The organism is Streptomyces olivaceoviridis (assembly GCF_014650115.1).
Classification (GTDB): domain Bacteria; phylum Actinomycetota; class Actinomycetes; order Streptomycetales; family Streptomycetaceae; genus Streptomyces; species Streptomyces olivaceoviridis.
Genome location: NZ_BMUI01000012.1, coordinates 96,701 through 120,875, shown reverse-complemented (window position 1 = coordinate 120,875; position 24,175 = coordinate 96,701). Strand labels below are relative to the sequence as shown.

18 protein-coding genes and 1 pseudogene are annotated in these 24,175 nt (G+C 71.3%); 10 read left to right on the top strand and 9 right to left on the bottom strand.

Annotated elements, in window-relative coordinates:
• A complete protein-coding gene (locus IE273_RS23090) occupies nucleotides 1-1,818 on the top strand; it encodes an asparagine synthase-related protein (RefSeq protein WP_229887384.1) in 1,818 nt (605 codons plus the stop codon).
• Here the strand turns inward: IE273_RS23090 and IE273_RS23085 are convergent.
• Together IE273_RS23085 and IE273_RS23080 are read right to left on the bottom strand one after the other, a co-directional pair.
• Nucleotides 1,802-3,094, bottom strand: coding sequence for a hypothetical protein (locus IE273_RS23085; RefSeq protein WP_229887383.1), 1,293 nt, complete (start codon nucleotides 3,092-3,094; stop codon nucleotides 1,802-1,804). The two genes, IE273_RS23090 and IE273_RS23085, sit on opposite strands and share 17 nt — an antisense overlap.
• Nucleotides 3,095-3,382: 288 nt before the next feature.
• Nucleotides 3,383-4,636: a PP2C family protein-serine/threonine phosphatase gene (locus IE273_RS23080; RefSeq protein WP_189817062.1), complete on the bottom strand. Its 1,254-nt coding sequence runs from the start codon at nucleotides 4,634-4,636 to the stop codon at nucleotides 3,383-3,385.
• Nucleotides 4,637-5,054: 418 nt separating this feature from the next.
• Between IE273_RS23080 and IE273_RS23075 the strand changes: the two genes are divergently transcribed.
• Nucleotides 5,055-5,696, top strand: a complete 642-nt coding sequence (locus tag IE273_RS23075) for a carbonic anhydrase (RefSeq protein ID WP_189817061.1) — start codon at nucleotides 5,055-5,057, stop codon at nucleotides 5,694-5,696.
• Nucleotides 5,697-6,027: 331 nt separating this feature from the next.
• Here IE273_RS23075 and IE273_RS43680 read toward each other — a convergent pair.
• Nucleotides 6,028-6,120: pseudogene (locus IE273_RS43680) on the bottom strand (winged helix-turn-helix transcriptional regulator); the annotation flags it as partial.
• 245 nt (nucleotides 6,121-6,365) lie between these two features.
• Here IE273_RS43680 and IE273_RS23070 point away from each other — a divergent pair.
• Both IE273_RS23070 and IE273_RS23065 read left to right on the top strand, forming a co-directional pair.
• On the top strand, nucleotides 6,366-8,294 hold the full coding sequence (locus tag IE273_RS23070; protein ID WP_189817060.1) for a maleylacetate reductase and hydroxyquinol 1,2-dioxygenase domain-containing protein: 1,929 nt from the start codon (nucleotides 6,366-6,368) through the stop codon (nucleotides 8,292-8,294).
• A gap of 19 nt (nucleotides 8,295-8,313) precedes the next feature.
• Nucleotides 8,314-10,086, top strand: coding sequence for an FAD-dependent oxidoreductase (locus tag IE273_RS23065; protein ID WP_189817059.1), 1,773 nt, complete (start codon nucleotides 8,314-8,316; stop codon nucleotides 10,084-10,086).
• A gap of 461 nt (nucleotides 10,087-10,547) precedes the next feature.
• Here the strand turns inward: IE273_RS23065 and IE273_RS23060 are convergent, their stop codons facing one another.
• From IE273_RS23060 to IE273_RS23050, 3 genes are all read right to left on the bottom strand, one after another.
• Nucleotides 10,548-11,417, bottom strand: coding sequence for a helix-turn-helix domain-containing protein (locus IE273_RS23060; protein WP_189817058.1), 870 nt, complete (start codon nucleotides 11,415-11,417; stop codon nucleotides 10,548-10,550).
• 799 nt (nucleotides 11,418-12,216) lie between these two features.
• On the bottom strand, nucleotides 12,217-12,738 hold the full coding sequence (locus IE273_RS23055) for a phosphatase PAP2 family protein (RefSeq protein ID WP_229887381.1): 522 nt from the start codon (nucleotides 12,736-12,738) through the stop codon (nucleotides 12,217-12,219).
• 341 nt (nucleotides 12,739-13,079) lie between these two features.
• Entirely contained in the window at nucleotides 13,080-13,271 is a 192-nt protein-coding gene (locus tag IE273_RS23050; RefSeq protein WP_229887436.1) for a hypothetical protein, read from the bottom strand.
• A gap of 166 nt (nucleotides 13,272-13,437) precedes the next feature.
• Between IE273_RS23050 and IE273_RS23045 the strand changes: the two genes are divergently transcribed.
• Nucleotides 13,438-14,304, top strand: coding sequence for an alpha/beta hydrolase family protein (locus IE273_RS23045; protein WP_189817055.1), 867 nt, complete (start codon nucleotides 13,438-13,440; stop codon nucleotides 14,302-14,304).
• Between the two features lie 393 nt (nucleotides 14,305-14,697).
• Here the strand turns inward: IE273_RS23045 and IE273_RS44970 are convergent, their stop codons facing one another.
• Nucleotides 14,698-15,462 (bottom strand): Rid family hydrolase, encoded by a 765-nt coding sequence (locus IE273_RS44970; RefSeq protein WP_189817054.1) that lies wholly within the window; start codon nucleotides 15,460-15,462, stop codon nucleotides 14,698-14,700.
• 72 nt (nucleotides 15,463-15,534) lie between these two features.
• Between IE273_RS44970 and IE273_RS23035 the strand changes: the two genes are divergently transcribed.
• From IE273_RS23035 to IE273_RS23025, 3 genes are all read left to right on the top strand, one after another.
• The gene (locus tag IE273_RS23035; RefSeq protein WP_189817053.1) at nucleotides 15,535-16,464 is read left to right on the top strand and encodes a LysR family transcriptional regulator; all 930 of its coding nucleotides are present in this window, start codon (nucleotides 15,535-15,537) and stop codon (nucleotides 16,462-16,464) included.
• 815 nt (nucleotides 16,465-17,279) lie between these two features.
• Complete coding sequence (locus IE273_RS23030) at nucleotides 17,280-18,596, top strand: N,N-dimethylformamidase beta subunit family domain-containing protein (protein ID WP_308437057.1); 1,317 nt, start codon at nucleotides 17,280-17,282, stop codon at nucleotides 18,594-18,596.
• A 312-nt stretch (nucleotides 18,597-18,908) separates the two neighbouring features.
• Complete coding sequence (locus tag IE273_RS23025; RefSeq protein ID WP_189817052.1) at nucleotides 18,909-19,457, top strand: GNAT family N-acetyltransferase; 549 nt, start codon at nucleotides 18,909-18,911, stop codon at nucleotides 19,455-19,457.
• Between the two features lie 25 nt (nucleotides 19,458-19,482).
• Here the strand turns inward: IE273_RS23025 and IE273_RS23020 are convergent, their stop codons facing one another.
• Nucleotides 19,483-20,586 carry a YbfB/YjiJ family MFS transporter gene (locus IE273_RS23020; protein ID WP_229887379.1) on the bottom strand — a complete coding sequence of 368 codons (1,104 nt, stop codon included), beginning with the start codon at nucleotides 20,584-20,586 and terminating at the stop codon, nucleotides 19,483-19,485.
• A gap of 309 nt (nucleotides 20,587-20,895) precedes the next feature.
• Between IE273_RS23020 and IE273_RS23015 the strand changes: the two genes are divergently transcribed.
• Nucleotides 20,896-22,149 (top strand): alpha/beta hydrolase family protein, encoded by a 1,254-nt coding sequence (locus IE273_RS23015; protein WP_308437056.1) that lies wholly within the window; start codon nucleotides 20,896-20,898, stop codon nucleotides 22,147-22,149.
• Nucleotides 22,150-22,226: 77 nt separating this feature from the next.
• On the opposite strand, the gene IE273_RS43665 is transcribed toward IE273_RS23015, so the two are convergent.
• A complete protein-coding gene (locus tag IE273_RS43665; protein ID WP_229887377.1) occupies nucleotides 22,227-22,610 on the bottom strand; it encodes a hypothetical protein in 384 nt (127 codons plus the stop codon).
• A gap of 330 nt (nucleotides 22,611-22,940) precedes the next feature.
• Here IE273_RS43665 and IE273_RS23005 point away from each other — a divergent pair, with 330 nt between their 5' ends.
• The gene (locus IE273_RS23005; protein ID WP_189817050.1) at nucleotides 22,941-24,119 is read left to right on the top strand and encodes a Cmx/CmrA family chloramphenicol efflux MFS transporter; all 1,179 of its coding nucleotides are present in this window, start codon (nucleotides 22,941-22,943) and stop codon (nucleotides 24,117-24,119) included.
• Nucleotides 24,120-24,175: the final 56 nt, after the last annotated feature.

The window sequence follows — 24,175 nt, the reverse complement described above, 5'->3', positions numbered from 1 at the left end:
GTGGAAGCCCTCCGAGTCGAGTTCACCGGGGACGCACCCCGGCTCCGGACGGACCAGGCCATGGTCCGGCGGGGACTGGTGACGACGGTGTCCTCACCGGCCGGCACCGCGGCGGTCGTCGGCTGGGTCGGCTCGGTCCACGACCGCCTGGCGGGCGCCCGCGCCCTCCTCGGCGCCTTCGCCCGGCCGGGGCCCGAACCGGCGCTGCCCATCGGCGACTTCGCGGCAGTCCTGGTGTACCGGGACCGCGTCCTGCTGATGCGGGACGAGCAGGCGCGCATCCCCTTGTTCGCCAGGCAGTCCGGTGGCCGGGTGAGCGCGGTGAGCACCTCGGCGCGCGGCCTGGGCAGCCCAGCGGAGCTGGAACGCCGCTACTTCTGCCGGTACCTGACCGGGAACATGGCGCAACCGCACACGGAGCTGAGCCCGTTCACCGGGGTGCGCCGGATCCTCGGCGGCGAGGTGGTGGAGCTCTCCGTCACCGGGCGGATGCGCGGCCGGCGGCTGAGCCGCACCGCCGGGAGCACCGTCGACCCGCCGGTGGCGGTGACGGACGGATGCACTCCCGGGCAGCAGCTGCGCCGCGCGCTGGAGCGCGCTGTCGGGCGCCGCCTCGGCCGGACGGTCGCCTGCCATGTCTCCGGCGGCACCGACTCCACCAGCGTCGCGTTGCTCACGGCCCGTCTGCTCGCCGCGGGACAGGAGGGCGGTACCGGGGACCTGGTCCTGCTCGCCGGGCGTTTCGGCGGGGGAGAGCTGGCCGGGGAGCGGCCGTACCTGGACGAGGCGGTGGAGGCGGTCCGCGCACTGGCACCCGGCGCACGCCCGTTGATCGTCGACGCCGACGACGTGGCCGACTTCGACGACTTCCGGCACCATGCCGGGGACGCCGACGAGCCGCATGCCCACGCCTTCCGCGCCCCCTTCTGGAGCAGGCTGCACGCCGCCGCGGCCGAGTTGGGCTGTGACACCCTCCTGACCGGATGCGGAGCCGATCCGATCGTGGACGCCAACCCGTTCCAACTGCACCGGCTGGCCCGCTCCGGACGGCTCCGGGAGATGACGAGTCGGGCGCGGGCCCGGGCCGCGGCGAGCGAACAGGGAGTGCGCGACATCGTCCGCGCCCACGTCGTACAGCCGGCGCTTCCGCTGACCGCCGAACGGATCAACAGGCTGGTCCACCGCGGCACGGTCCTCGGGGGCCTCGGCCACTTCACCCGCCCGCCGTGGCTGCGACGCGGATTCGCGCGGGCGCACGGCTACCGCGCGGCCGGCGCCGCGGAGAGCCGGTTCGTGTTCGGGCGCGAGCCGGAGCAGTCGCTCTACGAGGCGGCCAACTACCTCGCCGCGCCGGACCCGCTGTCCTGGCGCTGCGCCCCGCGGAACGGCTTCTTCCTCTCCCACCCCTTCCTCGACCCGGAGGTCGTCGCCACGATGCGCCGCCTGCCCCCTGAAGCCACGTTCCGCCCCGGCTGTCCGAAGGCGGTTCTGCGCGAGGCCATGGCGGACATGCTCCCGCCCCGGATACGCGACCGAGCGGACAAGATCCCCTTCAACGAGCCGTACGTCCATGGTCTGCGGGCACACGGCGACGACCTCGTCGACCTCTGCCGCTCCGCACGGCATCCGCTCATCGCGGAGATGTTCGACATCGACACACTCTGCCAGGCGGTGCGGGAGGCTCAGCTCGGCATGGGCGACGCCGCCTCCTGGGACCGGATGAACGGCTCGCTCGCTCTGGTGGTGTGGCTTGAGGGACTGCTGGACGAGCGTGCTGCGGCACCCGGCGCGACCGAGCCGGTCATCGTGGGTTCTTGATGTCCGCCAGGGGCCGTTCGACCGGGCCCGTTTCGACCTGACGGACGCCGTACCGGCCTTCCACCGCTTCCTGGGACTCGTCCTTGCCGTCCGCCGTGCTGATGGTTTCGAGCAAGTTGACGCCATGGGTGCCGAAGCGCCAGTACACGGTCATGTACCGAGGCTTTCTCGTCTTGTCGTCGATCGCGTTGTTCTCGTGAACACGGCTTCCGTAGACGATGGAGTCGAAATCCTTGCGCGCCTTGAGCCACTGGGGGATCTGGGCACCACGCCAGCTGTACCCGATGAACCTGAGGTTCTCCAGGCGGGCTCGGTCCTTGCGTGTCAGGTGCGCGCTGGCATAGAACGCCAGCTGATCGTACGGGGTGTTCATGGGAAGTTCCACGACCACTCGGGAGGAGAACGTGTCGCTGGCGTAGATCCAACCTCCGTACGGCATCCATGGCTGCGCTGACACCAACTCGCCGGGCTGGTGCATCTCCCTGCGGGAGACCGGATTGACCTCCTCGAACTTCGCCCACTGCTCGGAGTCGGTTCGCCACTGCTGACGGAGCCGGTCCTGCGAGCTCAGTGGCACCCGCTCCGCCATGGCGTGGAATTCGGTGCCCAGGACGTAGAAGGCGGCATCGCTGCGGTTCTCGATCGTGATGTCCACCGGCACGGAGAACGCCTTGCGATCCGGATTCGTGATCGGCTTTCCCACGGACAACCTGAGGACAGGACGTACTTCGCGCTGGGACGGCAGGTAGAGGTTCTGGTAGCCGAAGTTCGCCACCGCGATGACCGTGGTGACGATCAGTGTCGCGGCCACCCGCTTAGGAGCGGGGATGTCGACCGATGTACGGCACACCGCGCAGACAGCGTATGCCGAGCCCGCCGTGAGCGCGCCGAACAGCGCCTTGAAGAACGCGGAATCGCCATCCTTGAGAATTTCCGCCAGCACGAGGAAGTTGGTCAGCAAGGCCGCGAACGAGCCGATCAGCGTCACCAGCCCGGAGTAGCGAAAGCTCTTCCACAGCCAGTGGTCAGCGGCTGCGACGGTGCCCAGCAGCGTGGTGAACGCCACGGCGATGAGTACGGCACCGGTGATGCGCCCGGCGAAGGTCAGCGCCCCGACGAAGTCGTCGATACCGAACCAGCCCAACAGCCCGGTCGTCGCGAGGAGAACAGACACGATCAACGCCAAGGAGACCCGCGACGGTCTGCCCTTTGCCTGCGCCAGCGTCCGTTGCGCCCGCTGGCGCGAGCTGGCGGCTGAGTTGCCGTAGATCTTCACCAGACCACCGCCGGTAAGAGTCCCACGGCTCCGAACCGGCCCGTGTCCACGCTTTCCACGGTGTGCCTCCTTCACAGACCCGCAGCGGACCAGGAGATCTGCCACCAGCGACGCGTACTCATCCTCCGTGGTGATCGACCCGCTCGCCATCCGCGCGCCTCCGGACGGGGAGCCGCGACCAGCCGGCCCTGGGAGTTCCTCGGCCCGTGTGGCCGTGGCGACGGCGAGCGCCAGGTCCTCGTCGCCGGGCGTCCACCGACAGGGGCCGGCGGGCAGGCTGGTCGCTGGTCAGAGCCGGGCGACGACCAGCGCGATGTCGTCGCGACCGCCGCTTGAGACGCCGAGGCGCGCCAGAACGGTGTCGGCGAGCTGTTCGGTGCCGAGCCGGCCGCATTCACTGAGCGCGTCGGTCAGGCGTCCCAGGCCGGCGTCGATGTCCTCGCCGCGGCGCTCGATCAGCCCGTCGGTGTACAGCACGAGGGTGTCGCCGGGGCTGTAGGGCAGGCTCGCCTGCGGGCGGGGGACGTGCTGGGGGCGGGCGCCGAGCGGCGGGTCGGTGGCCTGGTCGAGCAGCTCCCGGTCGCCGTCGGGGTGGAGGAGTATCGGCGGCGGGTGGCCGGCGTTGCTGTAGGTGATCAGGCGGCTTCGGGTGTCGGCGAGCAGCTGGACGGCGGTGGTGCCCAGAGCGTCCTCGATGGACCGGGCGTACAGGCCGAGGACTTCCAGCGCCTGGGCGGGGCGTTCCAGGGCGCGGGTGGCGGCGGACAGGGCGCTGCGGAGCATGCCCATGACGGCCGCGGCCTGAAGGCCGTGGCCGATGACGTCGCCGACGGCGAGGGCGAGCCGGTCGGGCGGGATGTCGACGACGTCGTACCAGTCACCGCACACGTTGAGGGAGCCGGTGGCGGGCAGGTAGCGCACGGTCACATCGTGGGGGTGCTGGGCCAGGTCAGGGGCATGGAGCATGGCTTCCTGCAAGGCGAGGGCGACCTCGCGTTCCCGCGTGTGGGCCTGGCGCAGTTCCTCGTTCAGCCGTTGCAGCTCCCGCGCCCGTGCGTACAGCTCGGCCTCCAGCGCGTGGGTGTCGTCCAAGTACTGGCCCACCCGGACGGCGGCGGGCTGCGCGGCCTGGTGGGCCTTGACGAAGGCGGTGACGTCCTCGACCCGGTGGATGATGTAGGCGACCTGCCCGTCCGGGCCCAGGACGGGAGTGTTCACCGGGGACCACCACCGTTCCTCGAAGACGCCGGGCCGGTCCATGACGGGGATGTCGTACTTCTGCAAGCCCATCGTGTCGGGCCGGCTGGTGGCCAGGACCCGGTGCAGGGAAGCGTCGAGGTTGCGGACCCCGTCCGCCTCCGGGTCGGCGGGGTTGTCGGGGAACGCGGCGAAGACGTGCAGGCCGAGCAGGTCCTCGCGGGTGCGCTCGGTGGCCTCCAGATAGGCCTGGTTCACATCGACGATGATCAGGTCCGGGCCGAGTACCAGGTACGGGCTCGGTGTGGCGGCGAACAGGGCCGCGTGATCAACCCGCGATGCCACCGGCGGCACTCCCTTCCGGCCCCAACAGCCCTCACCCTCAACTTACGGTCCGTCCTCCGTCCGCGCCCGCCGTCTCCTCCCCCTCACCCTCGCCCCTCACCCGGCCACACACCAGGGAGAACCGCAGGGCGGCTCCCCTCGTTCGGCCGACAGCACCGGCAGCGCCTCGCCCGACGTACGGGCGCGGCGGATGACAGGACCGCTCTGAGCCGTGACGGCCGGTAGGCGCTTCCGGCGCGGGCGGCGGGCCGGCCGTACGGGACCGGGCGGCAGCGCCGCACGCCGAGGTTCCGCAGCGGGGCGGCCGTCCCGGGCCGGCGCCCGGGAATGACGCCCGAGCCGTGAGCATCACCCGACCCGGCGATGACCGAGGGGGCCAGGCGGTGCGACGACCGGGGCCGGGTTCTAAGCTGCGGTCATGACCGAGATCCAGACCCCGACGCCCCGCGACGCCTTCGAGCTGCTGCTGAGCGGCAACGAGCGCTTCGTCGCCGGCACCCCCGAGCACCCGAACCAGGACGCCACCCGCCGCGCCGAGATCGCACCGTCCCAGCAGCCCTTCGCCGTGCTGTTCGGATGCTCGGACTCCCGGCTGGCCGCCGAGATCATCTTCGACCGCGGCCTGGGCGACCTGTTCGTGGTGCGCACCGCGGGCCACGTGGTGGGCCCGGAGGTGCTGGGCAGCATCGAGTACGGCGTGGACGTGCTGGGCTGCCCGCTGGTCGTGGTCCTCGGGCACGACTCGTGCGGCGCGGTCGGCGCGGCGTGCGCCGCACTGGAGGACGGCATGACACCGGCCGGGTACGTCCGGGACGTCGTCGAACGGGTGACCCCCAGCGTGCTGGCGGCGCGGGCCGCCGGGCGGGTCGAGCCGGACCAGATTCTCGCCGAGCACATAAGGCACACCGTCGACCTGCTGCTGGACCGTTCCCGGGTGCTCGCCGACAAGGTCGCCGCCGGCCAGGCCGCCGTGGTGGGCCTGTGCTACCGCCTGGCCGACGGCAGTGCGCAGCTCGTCGCCTCGCACGGCCTCGACGCGGTGGTCCCCGCCGCGTCCTGACCACCCGGCCCCGGCTGCTCGCGGTGATGCGCCGTGGCCGGAGGAAACCGGAGGGCCACCGCCCGATGGCTCACCGCCCCGGCCCCGAGCCGCCCCGGCCCCGAGCCGCCCCGGCCCCGAGCCGCCCCGGCCCCGAGCCGCCCCGGCCCCGCGCCGACCTGGCGCGGGCCGTGGGCAGCGAGGTGGGCCGGGGGACGGGTAAGCCGGTCGTCCCCGACGACTGACGTAGCCGTCGAGGCTCCTGTCGGCACGCACGACCAGCGGTGCCGGGCCGATTTCCGAGACCTGTCACCGAGCGACGGGCCACCTGGGAGCACGTCGGCCCCATGGGGCTGACACCCTCGACCCGGTTGCGCAGCTCGCTGAAGCGCGGGGTGCCCACACCCAGGGCCTCGACGATCAAGACCGCCCACTTGCCGGCGACGGCGACGGCGTCGACTGGACTGCCGATACGATGCCCCGGCTCCTCGCTGACCGAACCGGCTCCCCCAGATCGCACTGGCGCTGCGCACCGGGGCGGCAAGCCCCCCCGTGCGCCGGCCCCGGAACACACGCGCGTTTCGTGCAGCGCGGCGCGCGCATCGTGCAGGACGACGTGCCGCCCTCCTCCGCACACTCGGTGATCCAAGCCATCGACGCACACCGGATGACAGGCGGAGGCAGAACTCAATGCGGACGTTCGTCCACACATCCCGTCCCTCGCGGGTCGTCTTCGGATCCGGCACGGTGGGCCGGCTCCGGGAGGAGGTCGAGCGGCTCGGCCGCTCCCGTGTCCTGTTGCTGTGCGGCCGGCCCCTGGCCCGGACCGCCACCCGGGTCCGCGAGGCGCTCGGAGACCTCGTCGTGGCGGAGTTCGACGGCGCCGCCATGCACACCCCGGTCGAGGTGACCGAGCAGGCGCTCGACGTGCTCACCCACGCTTCGGCCGACGTGATCGTGGCCGTCGGCGGCGGCTCGACGACCGGCCTGTCCAAGGCGCTGGCCCTGCGCACGGACCTCCCGCAGGTGATCCTGCCGACCACCTACGCCGGTTCCGAGGTGACCCCGGTGCTCGGCGAGACCCAGGACGGGCGCAAGGTCACCCAGTCCTCCCCGGCGATCCTGCCCGAGACCGTCGTCTACGACGTCGACCTCACCCTCACGCTGCCGCTGCCCATGACGGTGACCAGCGGCGTCAACGCCCTCGCGCACGCCGTCGAGGCCCTCTACTCGGCCGACGCCAATCCGGTGACGGACCGGCAGGCCCTCGACGCCATCTCGGGCATCGCGAGGGCGCTGCCCCGGCTGGCCGCCGACCCGGCCGACCCGGAGGCCCGGGCCGACCTGCTGCACGCCGCCTGGCTCGCCGGGACCTGCCTCGCCACGGTCGGCATGGGCCTGCACCACAAGCTGTGCCACACCCTCGGCGGCAGCTTCGGCCTGCCGCACGCCGAGACCCACACCGTCGTGCTGGCGCACGCCATGGCCTACAACGCACCCGCCGTCCCCGAGGTCATGCGCCGCATCGCCGACGCCCTGGGCGTACCCGACGCACCGAGCGGCGTGTACGACCTGATCGTCTCCCTGGGCGGCCCCACCTCGCTGCGCGAGCTCGGCATGGCGGAGTCCGACCTGGCACGCGCGGCCGAGCTGGCCACCTCGACGCCGTACCCCAACCCGCGTGAGCTGACCGCCGAGGGTATCGGCGAGCTGCTGGCCGGCGCCTGGCGGGGACGCCGCCCGCAGGGCCCGCCCTCGACGGAGGCGAAGCTGGCCCGGCTCACCGAGGAGGTGGTCGCCAGCTTCGCGCACGCCGCCGACCCCCGGGTCCGTACGCTGATGAGCGACCTCGTCCGGCACCTGCACGCCTTCGTAGCGGCCAACGACGTCACCGACGCCGAATGGCAGTACGCCATCGACTTCCTCACCCGCACCGGACAGCTCTGCGGCCCGACCCGCCAGGAGTTCGTGCTGCTGTCCGACACGCTCGGCGTCTCCAGCGCCGTGGACCTGCTCACCAACTCCCGCACGCCCGACACCACCCCGTCCGCGGTGCTCGGCCCCTTCTACGTGGAGGGCCCGCCCGAGACCGCGCTCGGCAGCGACATCTCCGGCGGCCTGCACGGCACCCCGCTGTGGGTGGACGTACATGTCACGGACAGCGAGGGCCGGCCGGTCAAGGACGCGGTGGTGGACGTGTGGCAGTCCAACGAGGACGGCTTCTACGACGTACAACTCCCCGATCTGGACGGACCGGTGCTGCGGGCCCGGCTGCGCAGCGACAGCGAGGGGCGGGTCACGTTCTGGTCCATCCTGCCCGCGCACTACCCGATTCCCGCCGACGGACCGGTCGGGCAGATGCTCGACGCGGTCGGCCGCCACCCCTACCGGGCGCCCCACCTCCACTTCATGTTCGACGCGCCCGGCCACCGCCGGCTCGTCACGCAGCTGTTCGTGGCCGGCGGAGCGTACCTGGACAGCGACACCGTCTTCGGAGTCAAGGACGAACTCGTCGTCGACTTCACACCGCGGTCCGGCCCCACCCCCGACGGCCGTCCGGTCGACGGCCAGTGGTGCCGGCTCGACTACACCTTCCGTCTCGCCCCCCAGGCCGGATGACCGAGGAGCGCACACACACATGACGACCACCGACCCGCTCGACGCCTACGACACCGACGTCCTCGTCGTCGGCAGCGGCCCGGCAGGAGGCTCGGCCGCCCTGCTGCTGGCCACCTACGGCGTCCGCACCCTGCTGGTGACGAAGTACGGGTGGCTCGCCAACACCCCGCGGGCGCACATCACCAACCAGCGCACCATGGAGGTCCTGCGCGACCTCGGCGTCGAGTCGGAGGCGCTGGCCCTCGGCAGCCCCTCCCACCTGATGGGGGACACGGTGCTGTGCACGGCCCTGACGGGCGACGAGATCGGCCGCATCCGCAGCTGGGGCACCGGCCCCGCGACGGCCACCGAGTACTCCGCCAAGAGCCCCTGCGAGATGATCGACCTGCCGCAGACCTATCTGGAGCCGATCCTCGTCGACAACGCGGCGGCCCGCGGCGCAAAGGTCCGCTTCGACACCGAGTTCGTCAGCTTCGAACAGGACGAGGACGGCGTCACCGCCCTGCTGCGCGACCGGGTCCGAGGCGACGAGTTCACGGTCCGCGCCCGCTACCTGATCGGCGCCGACGGCGGGCGCAGCGCGGTCGCCGAGCAACTCGGCCTGCCCTTCGCCGGTCGCATGGCCAAGGCCGGCAGCATGAACATCGTCTTCAAGGCCGACCTCGCCCGGTACTGCGCCCACCGTCCGAGCGTCCTGTACTGGGTGCTCCAGCCCGGCGCGGACACGGGAGGCATCGGCATGGGCCTGGTCCGGATGGTCCGCCCGTGGAACGAGTGGCTGCTGGTGTGGGGTTACGACATAGAGCAGCCGCCGCCGCGGGTCGACGAGGAGGCCGCGCGCACGATCGTCCGCGACCTCGTCGGCGATCCCGACCTGCCGGTGGAGATCACGTCGACCTCGCTGTGGACCGTCAACCACGCCTACGCCGAGGAGTACGCGAGCGGCAGGGTCTTCTGCGCCGGAGACGCCGTGCACCGCCATCCGCCGTCCAACGGACTGGGCTCCAACACCTCCGTCCAGGACGCGTACAACCTCGCGTGGAAGCTCGCGATGGTGATCCGCGGCGAGGCGGGACCCGCGCTGCTCGACAGCTACACGGCCGAACGCGCCCCCGTGGGGCGGCAGATCGTCGAGCGGGCCAACCTCAGCCGCGACCAGTTCGGGCCGATCTTCGACGTACTCGGCGTCGGCGGCGGCAGCGACGCGGAGGGCATCGCCGAAGGGATCGCGGCGATGCGGGAGCGCACACCCGAGGGCGCCAAGAAGAGGCGGCAGCTCGAAGAGGCGATCCAGCTGAAGAACTACGAGTTCAACGCGCACGGCGTGGAGATGAACCAGCGGTACGTCTCCACCGCGGTGCTCCCCGACGACAGCCCGGACGAAGTGTGGTCGGGCGACCGCGAGTTGGTGCACCAGCCGACGACCCGGCCCGGCGCCAAACTGCCCCACGCCTGGCTGGTCGACGCCCAGGGCGAGCGCGTCTCCACGCTGGACGTCGTCGGCCGCGGTGTCTTCACCGTGCTGACCGGCCTGTCCGGCGGTGTCTGGGAGACCGCCGCGCACGCCTGCGGCGACGCCCTCGGCGTACCGCTGCGCGTGGTCCGCGTCGGTGACGACAACTACCGTGACGCCTACGGCGAATGGAGCCGCGTCAGCGAGATCGCCGAGGACGGCGTACTGCTGGTACGCCCGGACGGACACGTCGCCTGGCGCCGGACCACCGTCACCGGGACCACCGAGGCGGCGGAGGAAGACCTCCTCGGCGCGCTCCGCCATGTCCTGGCGCGTTAGGGGAGGTCGCGAGGGGAGACCCTCGGCGATGCCCTGAACGCGACAGGGGTGATGCGCCTCGCGGTCGTGTCGCACGACCGCGGGGCCGTCGGGCGGGACCTCGGCGTCCTGCCGGCGGCGGACCACATCGGCCGGGTCACGGGCTCGTCCGTCAACCGATGTTCCGTGCGGACGGCACCCACCACCGCCGGCAACGTCTCGCCGCTCAACGACGGGGTCGCGCGCTGCTGCTCGTCGACGAGGAAGGGATCACGATGATCGGACGTGAGCCGCCGGCGCGGGTGCGGGCGGCGGCGGTGACGGCATCGAGCCGCGGCACTTCGGGCTCGGGCCGGTCGACGCGATCCGCAAGGTGCTCGCCAGGGCGGACCTCGCCCCGTCGACCTGCACCCCGTCGAGCTCAACGAGGCCCACGTACCCGAGGCACTGGTGCTGGAGCGCTGAGAGCCTCGGCGCCCCGGTCAGCCGGAGCGGCGCAGCGCGGCGGGGGTGGTGCCGAGCCGGGCGCGCATCACCCGGGTGAGGTGCTCCTGGTGGGAGAACCCGCAGGCGACGGCCACCTCGGCGATCGGGTCGGTACCGGTGCGCAGCAGCCGGCAGGCCCGCTCCAGACGCAGCGCGAGCAGGAACTGGTGCGGTGACTGTCCCGTGCTCTTCCGGAACTGCCGGGTGAACTGGCTGGGGCTCAGCGAGGCCGCCTCGGCGAGGTCGGCGATCGGCAGCGGTTCGGCCAGCCGCTCCTCCATGAGCGCGCGGACGGCGGCGAGTCGGCGCGCGGACAGCCCGGACCGGCTCTCCGCCGGCGCCGCCTCCCGGACGCCGTGCCGGCGGGCGAGCTGTGCGGCGAGCATCCCGGTCAGGTGGTCGGTGTAGGTACGGGCCGACGGCTCCCACGAGCGCACCGCGCCGGCCAGCGCGAGCACAAGCTGCTCGGCCAGGGGATCGGTGGTGCCGAGTTCCTCGGACAGTTCCACGGGCCGTCCGTCGTTCGCCTCGCAGAGCGCGTCGTCGGTGAGGTAGGCGTGGACCGTGTCGAGCGTGCCGCCGAGTTCGACGGCGAGAGTACGGCCGGCCGGTTGCAGGAAGAGCCCACCGGCCGGGATCGTCCGCGACCGGGTGCCCGCCCCGCGCCCCCGCCGCACGGTGACGGGGCCGCTCAGGTGCAGGATCAGCAGATGCGTGGGCGCCGGGTCGAAGGCGGCACGATAGGGCTGCTCCTCCTGGGTGGAGAGGAACAGCCGCTCCCACCCGAGCCCGGCGCTGCTGTGCCGTGTCCGCACACCGGGTTGCCGCAGGATGCCGACCGTGTCGGCCAGACCGAGCTCCGCCATGGTGCGACCTCCTCGTGGCACCGAATGTAGTTGAACTATAAACGCGGTAGCGGGAGTGGAAGACGGCGCACCCTGATTCCCCGGTCGCGTGCCGCCATGAGAAGCCGCGTGACACGGCGGTCGCCGTGGGTGCCGACGCGCGGGGCCGGTGAGACGTCCGAGGGGGCGGCGAGCGGCTGCCGGGCAGCGACGGCAACCGGGGCGACGACAGGCGGCCGACTCCGACGCGGCCGACTGCCCGGCCACCCGGACGCCGACTCCTCGGCGGTTCCGGAAGACGCTCGCCGCCACGCCCTCGACGCGGCTGCTGCCACACGTCGGACGCCCCACCCCGAGGCGGCCGCACGTGCGGCGGGGCAGGTGACCGGGCGGCCACCGCCGTCCGACTCCGCGGTCAGGCGACTGACGCCCCGCCCCCACGTCCTCGGCGCCCTGGCATCGACGGCTCGGACCGCCGGTTCGACGACCCCCCAGCCCGAGCCGCTTCACCCGGCGGCCAGTGGCTGCCGTCCCACGGAGTGGCTGCCGTCCCACGGCCGACGCCCGGAGGTGACCGTGCTACGGGTTGGGCGGGGTGGTCCCCAGGACCCCGCCCCCACGGAACGGCCCGGCGGGCACGTAGGACGGTCACGGCGTACGACCGCCACGACCAGGGGCACTACGGTCGCCTGGCTGGCCAACTCCGGGAAACGCTGAACCGTGTTGCGCGGGGAGGTCGGCAGGCCGGCCGTCCCGGCGAGGCCCCGCAGTTCGGTGAAGGCGATCGGCATCATGAACAGGGCCGGCGCGGAGGACCCTGTCACCGCCACACGCGCAGCACCAGTCGCGGAAGGTGCCTGACCAGCCAGGCGCTGACGAGCCCGATGGCGGCACCGGCGGCGACGTCACTGGGGTAGTGGGCACCTGACTGCACCCGTTCCACGGCCACCAGCGCGGCCGGCACCGCGCATACCGCCCCGGCCGACGGCCACGAGGGGGCGACCGCAGCGGTGAAAGCCAGCGCGGCCGCGGTGTGTCCGGAGGCGAACGACGAGGAATCAGGCCGGTCCTCCACCTCATCGTGAGGGATCCACTCCTCGGGTGGGCGCGGACGGTCGATCACCTGCTTGCACACACCGTTGCACACCAACTGCGCCACGGTGAGAGCCGTCAGACCCGCCACCGCCGCCTTACGGCCCTTCCACCCGCCGGCCCAGACCATCACCGCGGCGGCACCGCACCACAACTTGGTGGCTTCCGCCGTTTCCTCCACCACCGACAGCGTGCGGTGGAGCCCGGGTTCCCGCCAGGAAGCCATCCGCTTGGTCAGACGACGGTCCATTTCGCGCACTGTGGCAAGCAACCTCATGACCTGCTGGTATCCCGCGCTCACCGGATCACGCGCGTCCGGATTCGACCACCGGCAGGAAGTGCGACGGCCAGCCGATCGCCGGAACAGATCGTAGACCCGGCCTCATGGCCCGTACTCGACGGGTACGTCCCGCCACGGAACCCCGTCCGAACCCGAACCGTATGCCATCGATCAGCTGCCGCCTCGGCCAGACGGGCGGCCGGCCCGCCTGCATTCCCTTCGGTAACAACCGGCCCTTGACGGCTCAAGTGAGCCCGCTCCTGGCCGCAGTGGGTCGAGGAGCTGTGCCGGCCGCCGGTTGAGCGCGGACGTCAGCTGGAGGAACCATCGGCGGACGGGGCGGCCTCGGCCGCGCGGCAGGCCGCACACACGACCTGCGCGGTGGGCCCGTAGCGGCGCGTCAGCCCCTGGCAGCGCGCGCAGTAGCCGACCTGGTTCGGAGTGCATCCGAGCAGCACGGCGGCTGCGGCCCGGTCCGTCGAAGGGTCGATGCGCCGAGGCATCTCCTCCACGTATCCGAATGTACGACCGTCCGCCGGTCGGGGCAGCTCGTAGGGGACTGGGCGCTCAGGCCAGGCCCGCGCCCGGTCCGGCGTGAGCGCGCCCCGTACCTCGTCTCCCTGGCAGTGACCTGATCCTCATCGTTCGCGCCGAACCTACGATGTCGCCATGACGATCTCCGGGCAGCAGCCGCTGATACGCGTTCTGTACGACGAGTCCCGCAGTGACCTGCGGGATCCGGCTCGTCCGCGACCTGTCCGTATCTACCTGTGGGAGCCGAATCATCCGCTGGCCCCCCTCGCCCCACTGGTCGTCGTCTCGCACGGCACCGGAGGTTCCGGCAGCAGTATGGAGTGGCTGGTAGGACCGCTGCACGAGGCGGGTTTCCGCGTCGTGGCTCTGGACCACCACGGCAACGACTTCATCGACGGCTACGAGCCGGAAGGCTTTCTGTATGTGTGGGAACGGCCTCGCGACGTCTCCTTCGTCCTCGACGTACTCGCTCGCGAGCAGCCCCTCGGGCCGGTTGGTGTGGCGGGTTTCTCCCTGGGCGGCTATACGGCGGTGGCACTCGCCGGTGTTCGTGTCGATCCGCGGATTCTGTGGGCGGTGATGACGGGGGCGGTTCCCCTGCCGGAGATTCCCGAGTTCCCCGGCGCACTGGAGGCGCTGCGGAGGAAGTACCCGCTGGACGAGTCGTTGCGGCACGCGCTCAACAGCGCCGGGGCCGACTTCTCGGATCCCCGAGTCCGGGCGGTCTTCCAAGTGGCTCCCGGAGTCGGCGGTCTCGTGACCCGAGAGAGCCTGGCGACGGTGCAGGTGCCGGTGGGCATTCGCTGGGGTGGAGCGGACACGGTCAACCCCTACGAGGTCGACACCCGGCCGTACCTGGACCACATCCCCACGGCAAGGGGCTGCTCAGCCGGCCCCGACGTTCGCCACGAAGACTTCTTCCTGCCGGAACCTGCCGACCCCGCCGTGCGTGTACGGGTGGGCGGGGAGGCTGCCTCCTTCTTCGAGCAGCACCTTGCCTGAACGTCGTCCCGTCCGGGGATGGCGTTTCGCCTCGGCGAGTTGGGGCTCCTCAAGCTCAAGCCCCTACAGGGCAGGCGATGTGCCGAACGTGGCCGGCGGCACGGTACCTCCAGACGGCGAGGAGTCCCCAGCCGATGTCCCGCCCCGCCCCACCGCGCTGCGCGGAGAGACACGCTGGAGACGGTGTGCTGGATCCCCGGGAGCGCGGTCGGTGTCGATTCCACATCAGCAGACCGGCTCGGCACCGATCGGATGAGGCTCCGGGCCGGTCACGGGGTGGGCTCGCCTGCAAGGTCCGCCGCGCTGTGAGGGCGGGCGTCTCCCACTCGCCTTCGCTTTCGAGCCGTGGCAACCCGCTGCGACAAGAGGGCCTCTCCGGCCTGCTGTCGGGCTCTACGGAGTCTCTGCGCGAGTGAACCCGTGGCTCCGCTCCACTTTCGCCACGTGCAGGGTGTAGCTCTGGTACCACTCGGCTCGCCCGCGCTGTTGCGCCGCGCGGTGTTCGACGTTGGTCCGCCACCGGGTGAGGGCGTCGGCGTCGCGGAAGTACCCGACAGTGATGCCCAGCCCCCCGGGAGTCTGCGCGTGGTCCATCCCCAGGTACCCGGGGACGTCCTTCACCAGGTCTTCCATGCGTGCGTTGGTCTCGCTGTAGCCGCTCTGGTCCGGGGTCCGCACCGTAGTGAAGACAGCCACGTGGTAAGGGGGTTCGTATGCCCCGACGGGCGCGACAGGCGCTACCGAGTGATCGCTCACGGCACCACCGTGAGGCGGGACGCGCCGCCGCGCGTACACCTCTATCTCGATCTTCATCCGCGGGTCGGCGAGACCGCACACGAGCATCGTGGCGGCCGGCTGAACGTCGCCGAAGCAGCGGCGCAGGACCGGCCAGCAGGGCTCGAAGTCTTCGCGGTCGGGCAGCAAGTAGCGCACCCGCACCACGTCGGCGAAGGTGCACTTCGCCTCGGCCAGCGCGGCCTCGATGTTGCGCAGACACTGCTCGGCCTGCACCACCACGTCGTCGGAGATCGTCATGGTGGTGTAGTCGAAGCCGGTCGTCCCGGACACATGCACCCAGTCCCCGTCGACCACGGCACGGGCATAGCCGATCTGCTCCTCAAAGGCCGAGCCGCTGAGGATCGCGTGTCGCTCTGTCATGCGCCGAACGCTAAGTGGCCGGCACAGATACGTCCAATACAGCTGAAGGCATGGCCTGATACCTCTAGGCGTATGGAGCGCCCCGAACTTCCCCTCCCGCAGCTGCACGCCTTCGTCGTGCTCGCCGAGGAACTCCACTTCGGCCACGCGGCCGCCCGCCTGGGCATCGCCCAGCCGCCGCTGAGCCAGCAGATCCGCCGCCTGGAGGACAAGGTCGGTCACGCGCTGTTCACCCGCGAACCGGGACGTGTCACGCTCACCCCGGCCGGCCGCGAACTGCTGCCCGCCGCCCGGCGGGCACTCACCGACCTCGCGCACGGCCTGGCCACGGCCAGGGCCGTCGGCAGCGGCCGGGCCGGTCGCCTTCGGATCGGCTTCGCCGCCTCCCTGGCCCTGACCGTCCTGCCCGGCCTGCTGCGCACCTTCCGGCAGCGGTTCCCCGCCGTGCACCTGGACATCCACGAGATGACCACCGCTCCGCAGATCGCCGCCCTGCACGACAAGACCATCGACATCGGTCTACTGCGCGAACCCCCCACCGACGAGACAGGGCTCGGCTTCAGTACCGTACTCAGCGAGCCCTTCGTGGCCGTGCTGCCGTCCACCCATCCTCTGGCCACCCACCGGACCGTACAGCTCGCACAACTGGCGGACTCGCCCTTCGTGCTGCTGCCCCGCGCGGTCGGCCCGACACTGCACGACCAGATCATCGGCCTGTGCACCGCGGCAGGCTTCACACCGCGGATCGCCCAGCACGCGGTGGAGTGGCAGACCGTGTGCGCCCTCGTGGAAACCGGCCTGGGCGTCTCCCTGGCCCCGGCGAGCATCCGACGCATCCGCCTCGAAGGCGTCGCCTTCCGCAGGATCGAACCCAACACCGCTCGTACACGAGTGGCCGTCGCCTGGCGTGAGAACGACCACAACCCCCTGGTCACACACCTACTGGCGACCGTCAGCCACGATCCGCCGTACAGCACACCTAGCGCTTGCGGGCCGTCGTGAGATTCATCGAACGGAAGCCATTGCCTTGGTCGTCCACCCGGGTTGTGCCTTTGCGGCCTCGGTAGACCCACTCCAGGACGACGGTGAACCGGCAGTCGTCGCGGCACGGTTCGGCCTGGTCGGCCCGGTACTGGGCGGCGGTTCCCGCGACGACGGTCGGATCGCAGAGTCCGGTGGAATGGTGGACTGGACGAACAACGGGGAAGCGCCTTGGGCCGCGGCCCGGTGCTGCGCGTCGCTCGCGGTTCCCGTCGGCTGTCGCAGGCCCTACCGACCAGCCGGACAGAGGTCCGCGCGTGCGGCGGCAAAGTCCCGGACGTCCCGGAAGCCCCGGTGAACCTCCGCACACCGGCGCCGACCGGTGAACCGTTGGTCCGGTCGTCGCTGACGGTGGTGCGCGGTGGTGGGCAGTGACGTTGGCTGACGTGTCCCGTCCGCGCCCCCCCGCGACGTCCGGCGGCCTTGTGCGGGGCGCGCCGCCCGTAGGGCTGTGCCACCTTGGCTCGGAGACGGGTGACACGCGAGCCGCGACCACGGGAGGCGTCATGGAGATGGGTCCTGCCACGCAAGGGGGTCCGGACCACGGGGCAGCACACGCGGGGCAGCCCGGACGCAGGCGCTTTCTCGGAGCCTGCACCGGCCTCGGGCTCGCCTCGGTGACGGCCGCGGCCTGCGACGCGTCCACTCCCACACACGAACACTCCCCGGCGGCGTCCTCCCACCGGCCCGAAGCGGAACGGGACCGGTCCGGGACACCCGACTGGCGTATCACGTCCCGGGGCCCTGCCCCGGCCGTCGCCGGCTACGCCGACCGGGTGAGCGTGACACCGGGCGAGGAGTGCGGCCTGTACGTCTCGACGACCGCGTCGTCCTTCCGGGTCTCGGCCTTCCGTGTCGGCTGGTACGGCGGCACCCAGGCCCGGCTCGTGTGGTCGTCCAAGCCCGTACGTGGCCGCGCCCAGCCGGAACCCCGCTTCCTGCCGGACACCCGCACCGTGCGCGCGGACTGGCCGCGCACGCTCACCTTCGGCACGGCCGGCTGGCCGGAGGGCGCGTATCTGCTGCGGCTGGAGGCGGACAGCGGCCACCAGCGCTACATCCCGCTCATCGTGCGCTCCGCGCAGGGCACGGGCCGAACGGTCCTGATCCACGCCCCGGCCACCTGGCAGGCCTACAACCGGTGGGGCGGCTACAGCCTCTACGCCGGTGCCTCCGGTGCGTACGCCACCCGTTCCCTGGCCGTCAGCTTCGACCGTCCCTACGACGCCGACGGTGCGGAGAAGTTCATGGTGTACGAACGGGCGGCGGTGGTGCTGGCGGAACGGCTCGGCATACCCCTCGCCTACACCACCGGCATGGACATGCACCGCGACCCGGAGGTCCTGCGCGGCGCGACCGCGGTGGTCTGTCTGGGGCACGACGAGTACTGGACCCCGGAGCAGCGCCGGCATGTCACCCAGGCCCGCGACGCCGGCACCAACGTGGTCTTCCTCGGCGCCAACACCTGCTTCCGCCGGGTCCGCATCGAGCAGGGGCGGACACAGCCGGACCGTACGGTGGTCTGCTACAAGTCCTCCGTCGGGGCCGACCCCTTCTACACCACCAAGCCCGCCCTGGTGACCACCGACTTCCGCCAGGCCCCGGCGCCGGACCCCGAGTCCTCGCTCACAGGAGTGCTCTACGAGGGCTACCCGACGGACGCGCCGTACGTCGTCCACGCGGCGGACCACTGGCTGTACGAAGGAACGGGCGTACGGCCCGGCGACGGCTTCGCCCACCTGGTCGGCGTCGAATACGACCGGGTCACACCCGCGGCCCCCGTCCCCGAGCCGCTGGAGATCACGGCGCACTCTCCGCTGGTGTGCGGTGGCCGCCGCAGCCACAGCGACTCGGCCTACTACACGGCTGCCGGCGGCGCGGGCGTGTTCGCCACCGGCACCATGCGCTGGGTGGAGGCCCTCATGGCCGGCACCCCCGACGGCGGGCGCGACCACGGGATGGACGCCCGGACCCGCGCCTTCGTGACCCGCACCACGGAGAACGCCCTGCGAGCCTTCGCACAGGGCCCCGCCGCCCACCACCGCCCGGCAGCCCGCCCGAACACCAGCGAGCTGTACAAGACCAGGACATAAGACGGCATCCATGGAGCCCGGCCCCGGTGACTGCGACCCCAGGCACGCAACGGTCGACATCACGGCGGCCGAGTACCGTCAGTACGACGGAGGGCCTCACGATGCCGGACTGGGCGCACCTGGGAACGCGGTGGCGCGATGAGCACCCGGCGGAACCCACAGCACTCAGCGTTGACGTCCCCAGGGCGTCTCCCACCGCTGACCCGACGACCACGTCCGGCAACTGCGCGCTTTCGGCCCGCACTTCCGGGAACACCGGCAGGAGGCCGGTGTCCGTCCAGACCGTGACGTGTCTCCGAGTAGGTTTGCACCATGTTCGAAGGAATGCTGGTAAGACTGCGCGCGCTGCGCTCCGAAGACGCCGAGCACCATGTGCGGTGGCGCAACGACCCAGAGGTGGTGCGCTGGGCCGCGGGCGGTGACCCGTTGTTCGGCCCGGTCACGGCGGAGGCGATCCGGCTCGGCTTCGACACCATGCTGCGACTGAACCCCAGGGAGTCGGCCGTGTTCACGGTCGAGGACCTGGCAGACGGCAAGGTGATAGGCATGGCCGACTACCGGGACCTGGACCCCTACGCCGGAGTGGCCACGCTCGGAGTCACCATCGGTGAGCGGGAGTTCTGGGGTCGCGGCCACGGCAGGGACGCTTTGCGGCTGCTCGTGGACCACCTGTTCGGTGCGTACCGTCTGAGCCGGCTGGAGCTGGACACCTGGAGCGGCAACGAGCGTGCCGTGCGCGCCTTCACCAAGCTGGGCTTCCGCGAGGAAGGCCGCCGCCGGTCGGCTGTCCTGGTGGAGGGGGAGCGCTACGACCGCGTGCTCTTCGGAATGCTCCGCGAGGAGTGGGCGAACCCCGCGTGACGCCGTACACGCCCTTCCAGGGTCTTCATGCCCGTTCGGCTGACCGGGGGAACCTCACCGTTCGCGGGCAGCGACTCCCGCCTCCTGCCCACGTGTCACATCGTCCTCCGACCGCCGCGCGGGGGGCCGGAAAGCCAGGGTGATCAGTGCCACGGCCGCAGCCACGAGGAAACCGGCTCGCAGGCTGTAGTGGTCCGCCACCTCTCCGAGCGTGGCGGGCCCCGTCAGTGTCCCCAGCCCGCGCCGGCACGGTGGCGCTGAACCCGGTCGACGGCTGCTCGGGAAAGACGCGGTAGCTCCACAGCGCGAGCGGCGACGATGTGACCATCAACGCCGGCCCGTACAGAACGGCCGACGCGATCACCGGGCCCAGGGCGTCAGGGGCCAGTCCGAGGAGGGTGATCGCGGCGGACAGCGCCAGGAACAGCGCCGCCTGCCCGAGCCGCAGGCCCAACCGCAGGAAGAAGGCACCGGCGAAGACACCGCTGAGCCCGGCCAGCCCCATGAGCGTCCAGAAGAGCGGCGCCACCGGGGAGTCCTCTCCCGCCGCGTCCGAGACGGCCTCCAGTGCGAAAGCCCAGTAGAAGGCCCCGATGACGCCGTACACGAACGCGGTGACGTACAGCGGTACGGCTGCCGGGCCCAGGAACCAGCGTGCCGTGACGGCATGTCCGCCACCGGTCCCGCCGGCGTCACCCCGGTGGCGTCCGGCGGGCAGGATCCGCGCCGCGTACCGGGCCATCGCGAAGGCGACGAGCGCGAAGCCGATCCAGGCGTACCGCCAGTTCGCTCCCCGGGCGACCAGAGCGAGCGGCCCGGCCACGGTGACACCGAAATTGGTGCCGCTGGGAACCAGGGCCATGACCCGCTCGCGCGTACGGTCCGGCAGCAGGCGGTCGGCGGTGTCGGAGAAGGGCGCCCAGGAGAAACCCGAAGCCATCCCCGCCACCACGAGCCCCACGACGAGGACCCGGGTGCTCTGGGCCGCCACCCCCACACCACCGACCTGCCAAGCCTCGTCCTGGCTGTGGCCGGCTGCCAGGTCGCGGCGGCCGTCCTGGGCGCGCTCTTGCTGAAGGAACGCCGGACCAAGGTGGACCGCCCGCTCCCGGAGACGAGCACGGGACACTGAACCCCCTCCCTTCCGGTTGACGACAGTCGCGTCGAAGTCCCCCGAACAGGAGACGCCACGGGACCGCATCCCGGTCGCGTCCGGCAGATGTACGACCCCGACCACGCTCCTTCGGAACCGACGTCGCCGGCCCGGGGCCGCGCCCGGAGCGCAGAGTCACCCGCCCCGCCCCGACTCCACGGAGACGAGCTCTCGGCCCCTTCGACACGGGCGGGTTGCAGGTAGCCCCCGTGTGCGTCAACCGGCCTGCCGGATGGAGGTGACCGAGTCGATCCGCGAAGTTGGAAGGGCTGTGAACACGTACAGATGAGGGGGCCTGCCATGCAGACTCGCCGCGCCGCCATGCTGTCGGCCGTTGCCGCCGTCACCCTGTCCGCCATCTCCGCACGAACCGCTTCCGCCGCGCCGCGCGAGGCCGGGCGTGTACGGCTGAGGTTGCCCGCACCCAGTGGGCCGTACCCCGTGGGGACGATCTCCCTGCGCCTCGTCGATGCCTCACGTCCCGATCCTTGGATGACGTCGCAGCCGTACCGGGAGCTCATGATCGGCATCCGCTATCCGGCCCGCGCCGCCGGCGCGTACCCGACCGCACCGCAGATGCTCCCCGGGGAGGCCGCCGGATTCGCCGCTTTGAACAACTTCTCCGATGTGCCCAGTGATGAGGTCGACTGGTCGGCCACTCGCACCCACGCTCATGAAGGTGCCCCAGTCGACCGGAACGCAGGGCCGTACCCGGTCGTCTGCTACTCACCCGGTGCTGGGGACCCGCGTTCTCTGGGCACCACGCTCTGCGACGACCTTGCCTCCCGGGGCTACGTCGTGCTGACACTCGATCACACGTATGACGCCACGGCTGTTCAGTTTTTCGGCGGTCGCGTCGAAAGCACGGTACTTCCCGCGGAGTTCGCCAAGGCGTACCCGGACCTGGACCGCATCACCGCGCTCTTGCGAAAGGCGCTGGCCGTACGGGTGGCCGACACCCGCTTCGTCCTCGACGAACTGCCCGGTGCGCTGCCCCGGGAGCTGCGCGGCACGCTGGACCTGGACCGCGTCGGCATGTTCGGCCAGTCGGCAGGAGGTTTCACCGCTTTGCAGGCGATGTACGACGACCCACGCATCGCAGCAGCAGCCGACTTCGACGGCGTTCTCGCATATGTCCAGGAGGACAGCACCCCCGGCAACCTTTCCACCGTCGCGGCCAACGGCCTCGACCGCCCCTTCCTGCTGATCGGCAAGGAGGGCAACGACCTCGGCACCGTGCCGTCCTGGGACTCCCTGTGGCGGCACAGTCACGGCTGGCACCGGGGTCTGACCCTGCATGGCGCGGAGCACGCGACCTACACCGACGCGGAGGCGGTCATCCCGCGAATCGCCCATCGGCTTGGCCTTCCCCGAAAGACTGTCGTCGAGAACATCGGCACCATCGCACCGAGGCGCGCGATCAGCGCCCAACGGGCCTACCTCGCCGCCTTCTTCGACCGCTGGCTGCGCGGCCGGGACGACCAAGGTCTGCTCGACGGACTGTCGGACCGCTACCCGGAGGCGCGCTTCTTCTCCTGATGTGCCATCAGGTCGGCGCTGACGGTCGGCAATTCAGTGCATGCCGGAATCGGCCGGTCCCGCCGACCAACGGCGTATCAGTGGGACAACCAGACCGCGGCGCCCAGCATGACGAGCACGGAGGCGCCACAGAATGCGAGGTGTGAGCGCGGATAGTCGTACCGCTCGCGCGTCACTCCCTTGTTGATCTCGTGTGCCCACACCGTGAACAGGTCGCGGGTCGGATACATGCCGATCGTCAGCCCGATGAGCGCGAACGAGCACAGGACGAGCATGTCTGCCAGAGCGAAGCCGCGCCATGATCCGAGGGCCACCGCTCCAGTGCCGCACACCACCCAGATGAAGGGATAAACCGTCCAGAATCTCTGGATGGGTATCCATTTCGCCATCGCGGAGCAGTGGATCACCAGTGCGGTGACAGCCAACAGCCACGGCCGATCCGTGGTGACCGACGTGAACACGGACTTCCCCCTGGGTCATGTCGAACCCGCAAAGGGTAGCTGCGAGGCGAGAGGAGGCTTGTTGGCCGGCGTCGGCGGTGCCGGGGTGCGGCAGCAGGAGGTCGAGGGTCTCTTGGAGATGCTTCGACCGACATCGGTCGGGTAGCGTGCGGACCATGTCGAGTCCTGAGTCAGACAAGGTGGGGGCTTTCGGTCACGCCGTCAGCCCCTGAACCACTGAGCTCGTAGCCCTGTCGTCGCGCCGCATTGGCGGTGGGACGAGTGTGTGCTTGGGGCTGGCCGCGGTGACGAGATGACCTTCTCGCGCCTCTCTCACCTCGGAGTCACTCGATGCCTCTGCCGCTGTATCTGCTTGCCATGGCGGTCTTCGCCATGGGGACCTCGGAGTTCATGCTCGCCGGCCTCTTGCCGGAGATCGCCTCAGATCTCGACGTCACCGTCGGGACAGCAGGCGCCCTCACCTCGGCCTTCGCGATCGGCATGATCGCCGGTGCCCCTCTCGTGGCCGCGCTTGCCCGTAACTGGCCCAGGCGCGCCGGCCTTGTCGGGTTCGTACTCGTCTTCGCGGCAGCTCACGCCGTGGGCGCCCTCACCACGAGCTTCCCCATCCTGTTCGCTACCCGAGTAGTCGCCGCGCTCGCGAACGCGGGGTTCCTTGCCGTCGCTCTGACAGCTGCCGCCACGCTGGTCCCGCCCCACAGGAAGGGACGCGCGCTGGCCGTGCTGCTGTCGGGCACGACAGTGGCCACAATCGCCGGTGTCCCTGGTGGGTCGGTGCTCGGCACATTGCTCGGCTGGCGAGCCGCATTCTGGGCTGTCGCCGCTCTCTGTCTGCCTGCGACTCTCGGCATCCTGAAGGGAATCCCGGCAGGACGTGAAGAGGACGAGGCGACTGGCATGCCAGCCTTGCGAGCGGAACTCGCCCAGCTCACCAGGCCACGGTTGATCCTGGTGATGCTGCTCGGTGCGCTCGTGAACGCGGCAACGTTCGGAAGCCTCACCTTCCTCGCCCCCGTGGTGACCGACAGCGCCGGGCTGGGCCAGTTGTGGATCTCTGTCGCGCTGGTGCTCTTCGGCGCCGGTTCCTTCGTAGGCGTCACCGTCGCCGGCCGACTGTCCGACCGGCGTCCCGATCTGGTCATCGCACTCGGCGGTCCGTTGCTGCTCATCGGCTGGCCGGCCCTCGCGGTGCTGGCCAACGAGCCGGCCGCCCTGTTCGTCCTCGTGTTCGTGCAGGGCGCACTGTCGTTCGCGCTGGGCAGCACGCTGATCACACGGGTCCTCTACGAGGCCGCGGGAGCCCCCACCATGGCCGGCTCGTATGCGACCGCGGCGCTCAATGTGGGCGCCGCAGTCGGCCCCGTCATCGCTGCGACCGCCCTCACCACCGAAGCCGGGACCCTCGGGCCGCTCTGGACGAGCGGACTCCTCGTCGCGGTGGCGTTGCTCATCGCGTTCCCCCTCCTCACCGCCATCACGGCCGGCCGGAGCACCGAGGTGCCCCGGTGACACATGCGAACGCCCCCTTGGACGTCGAGGGATGCCGAAGGCTCCTGGACTCTCCC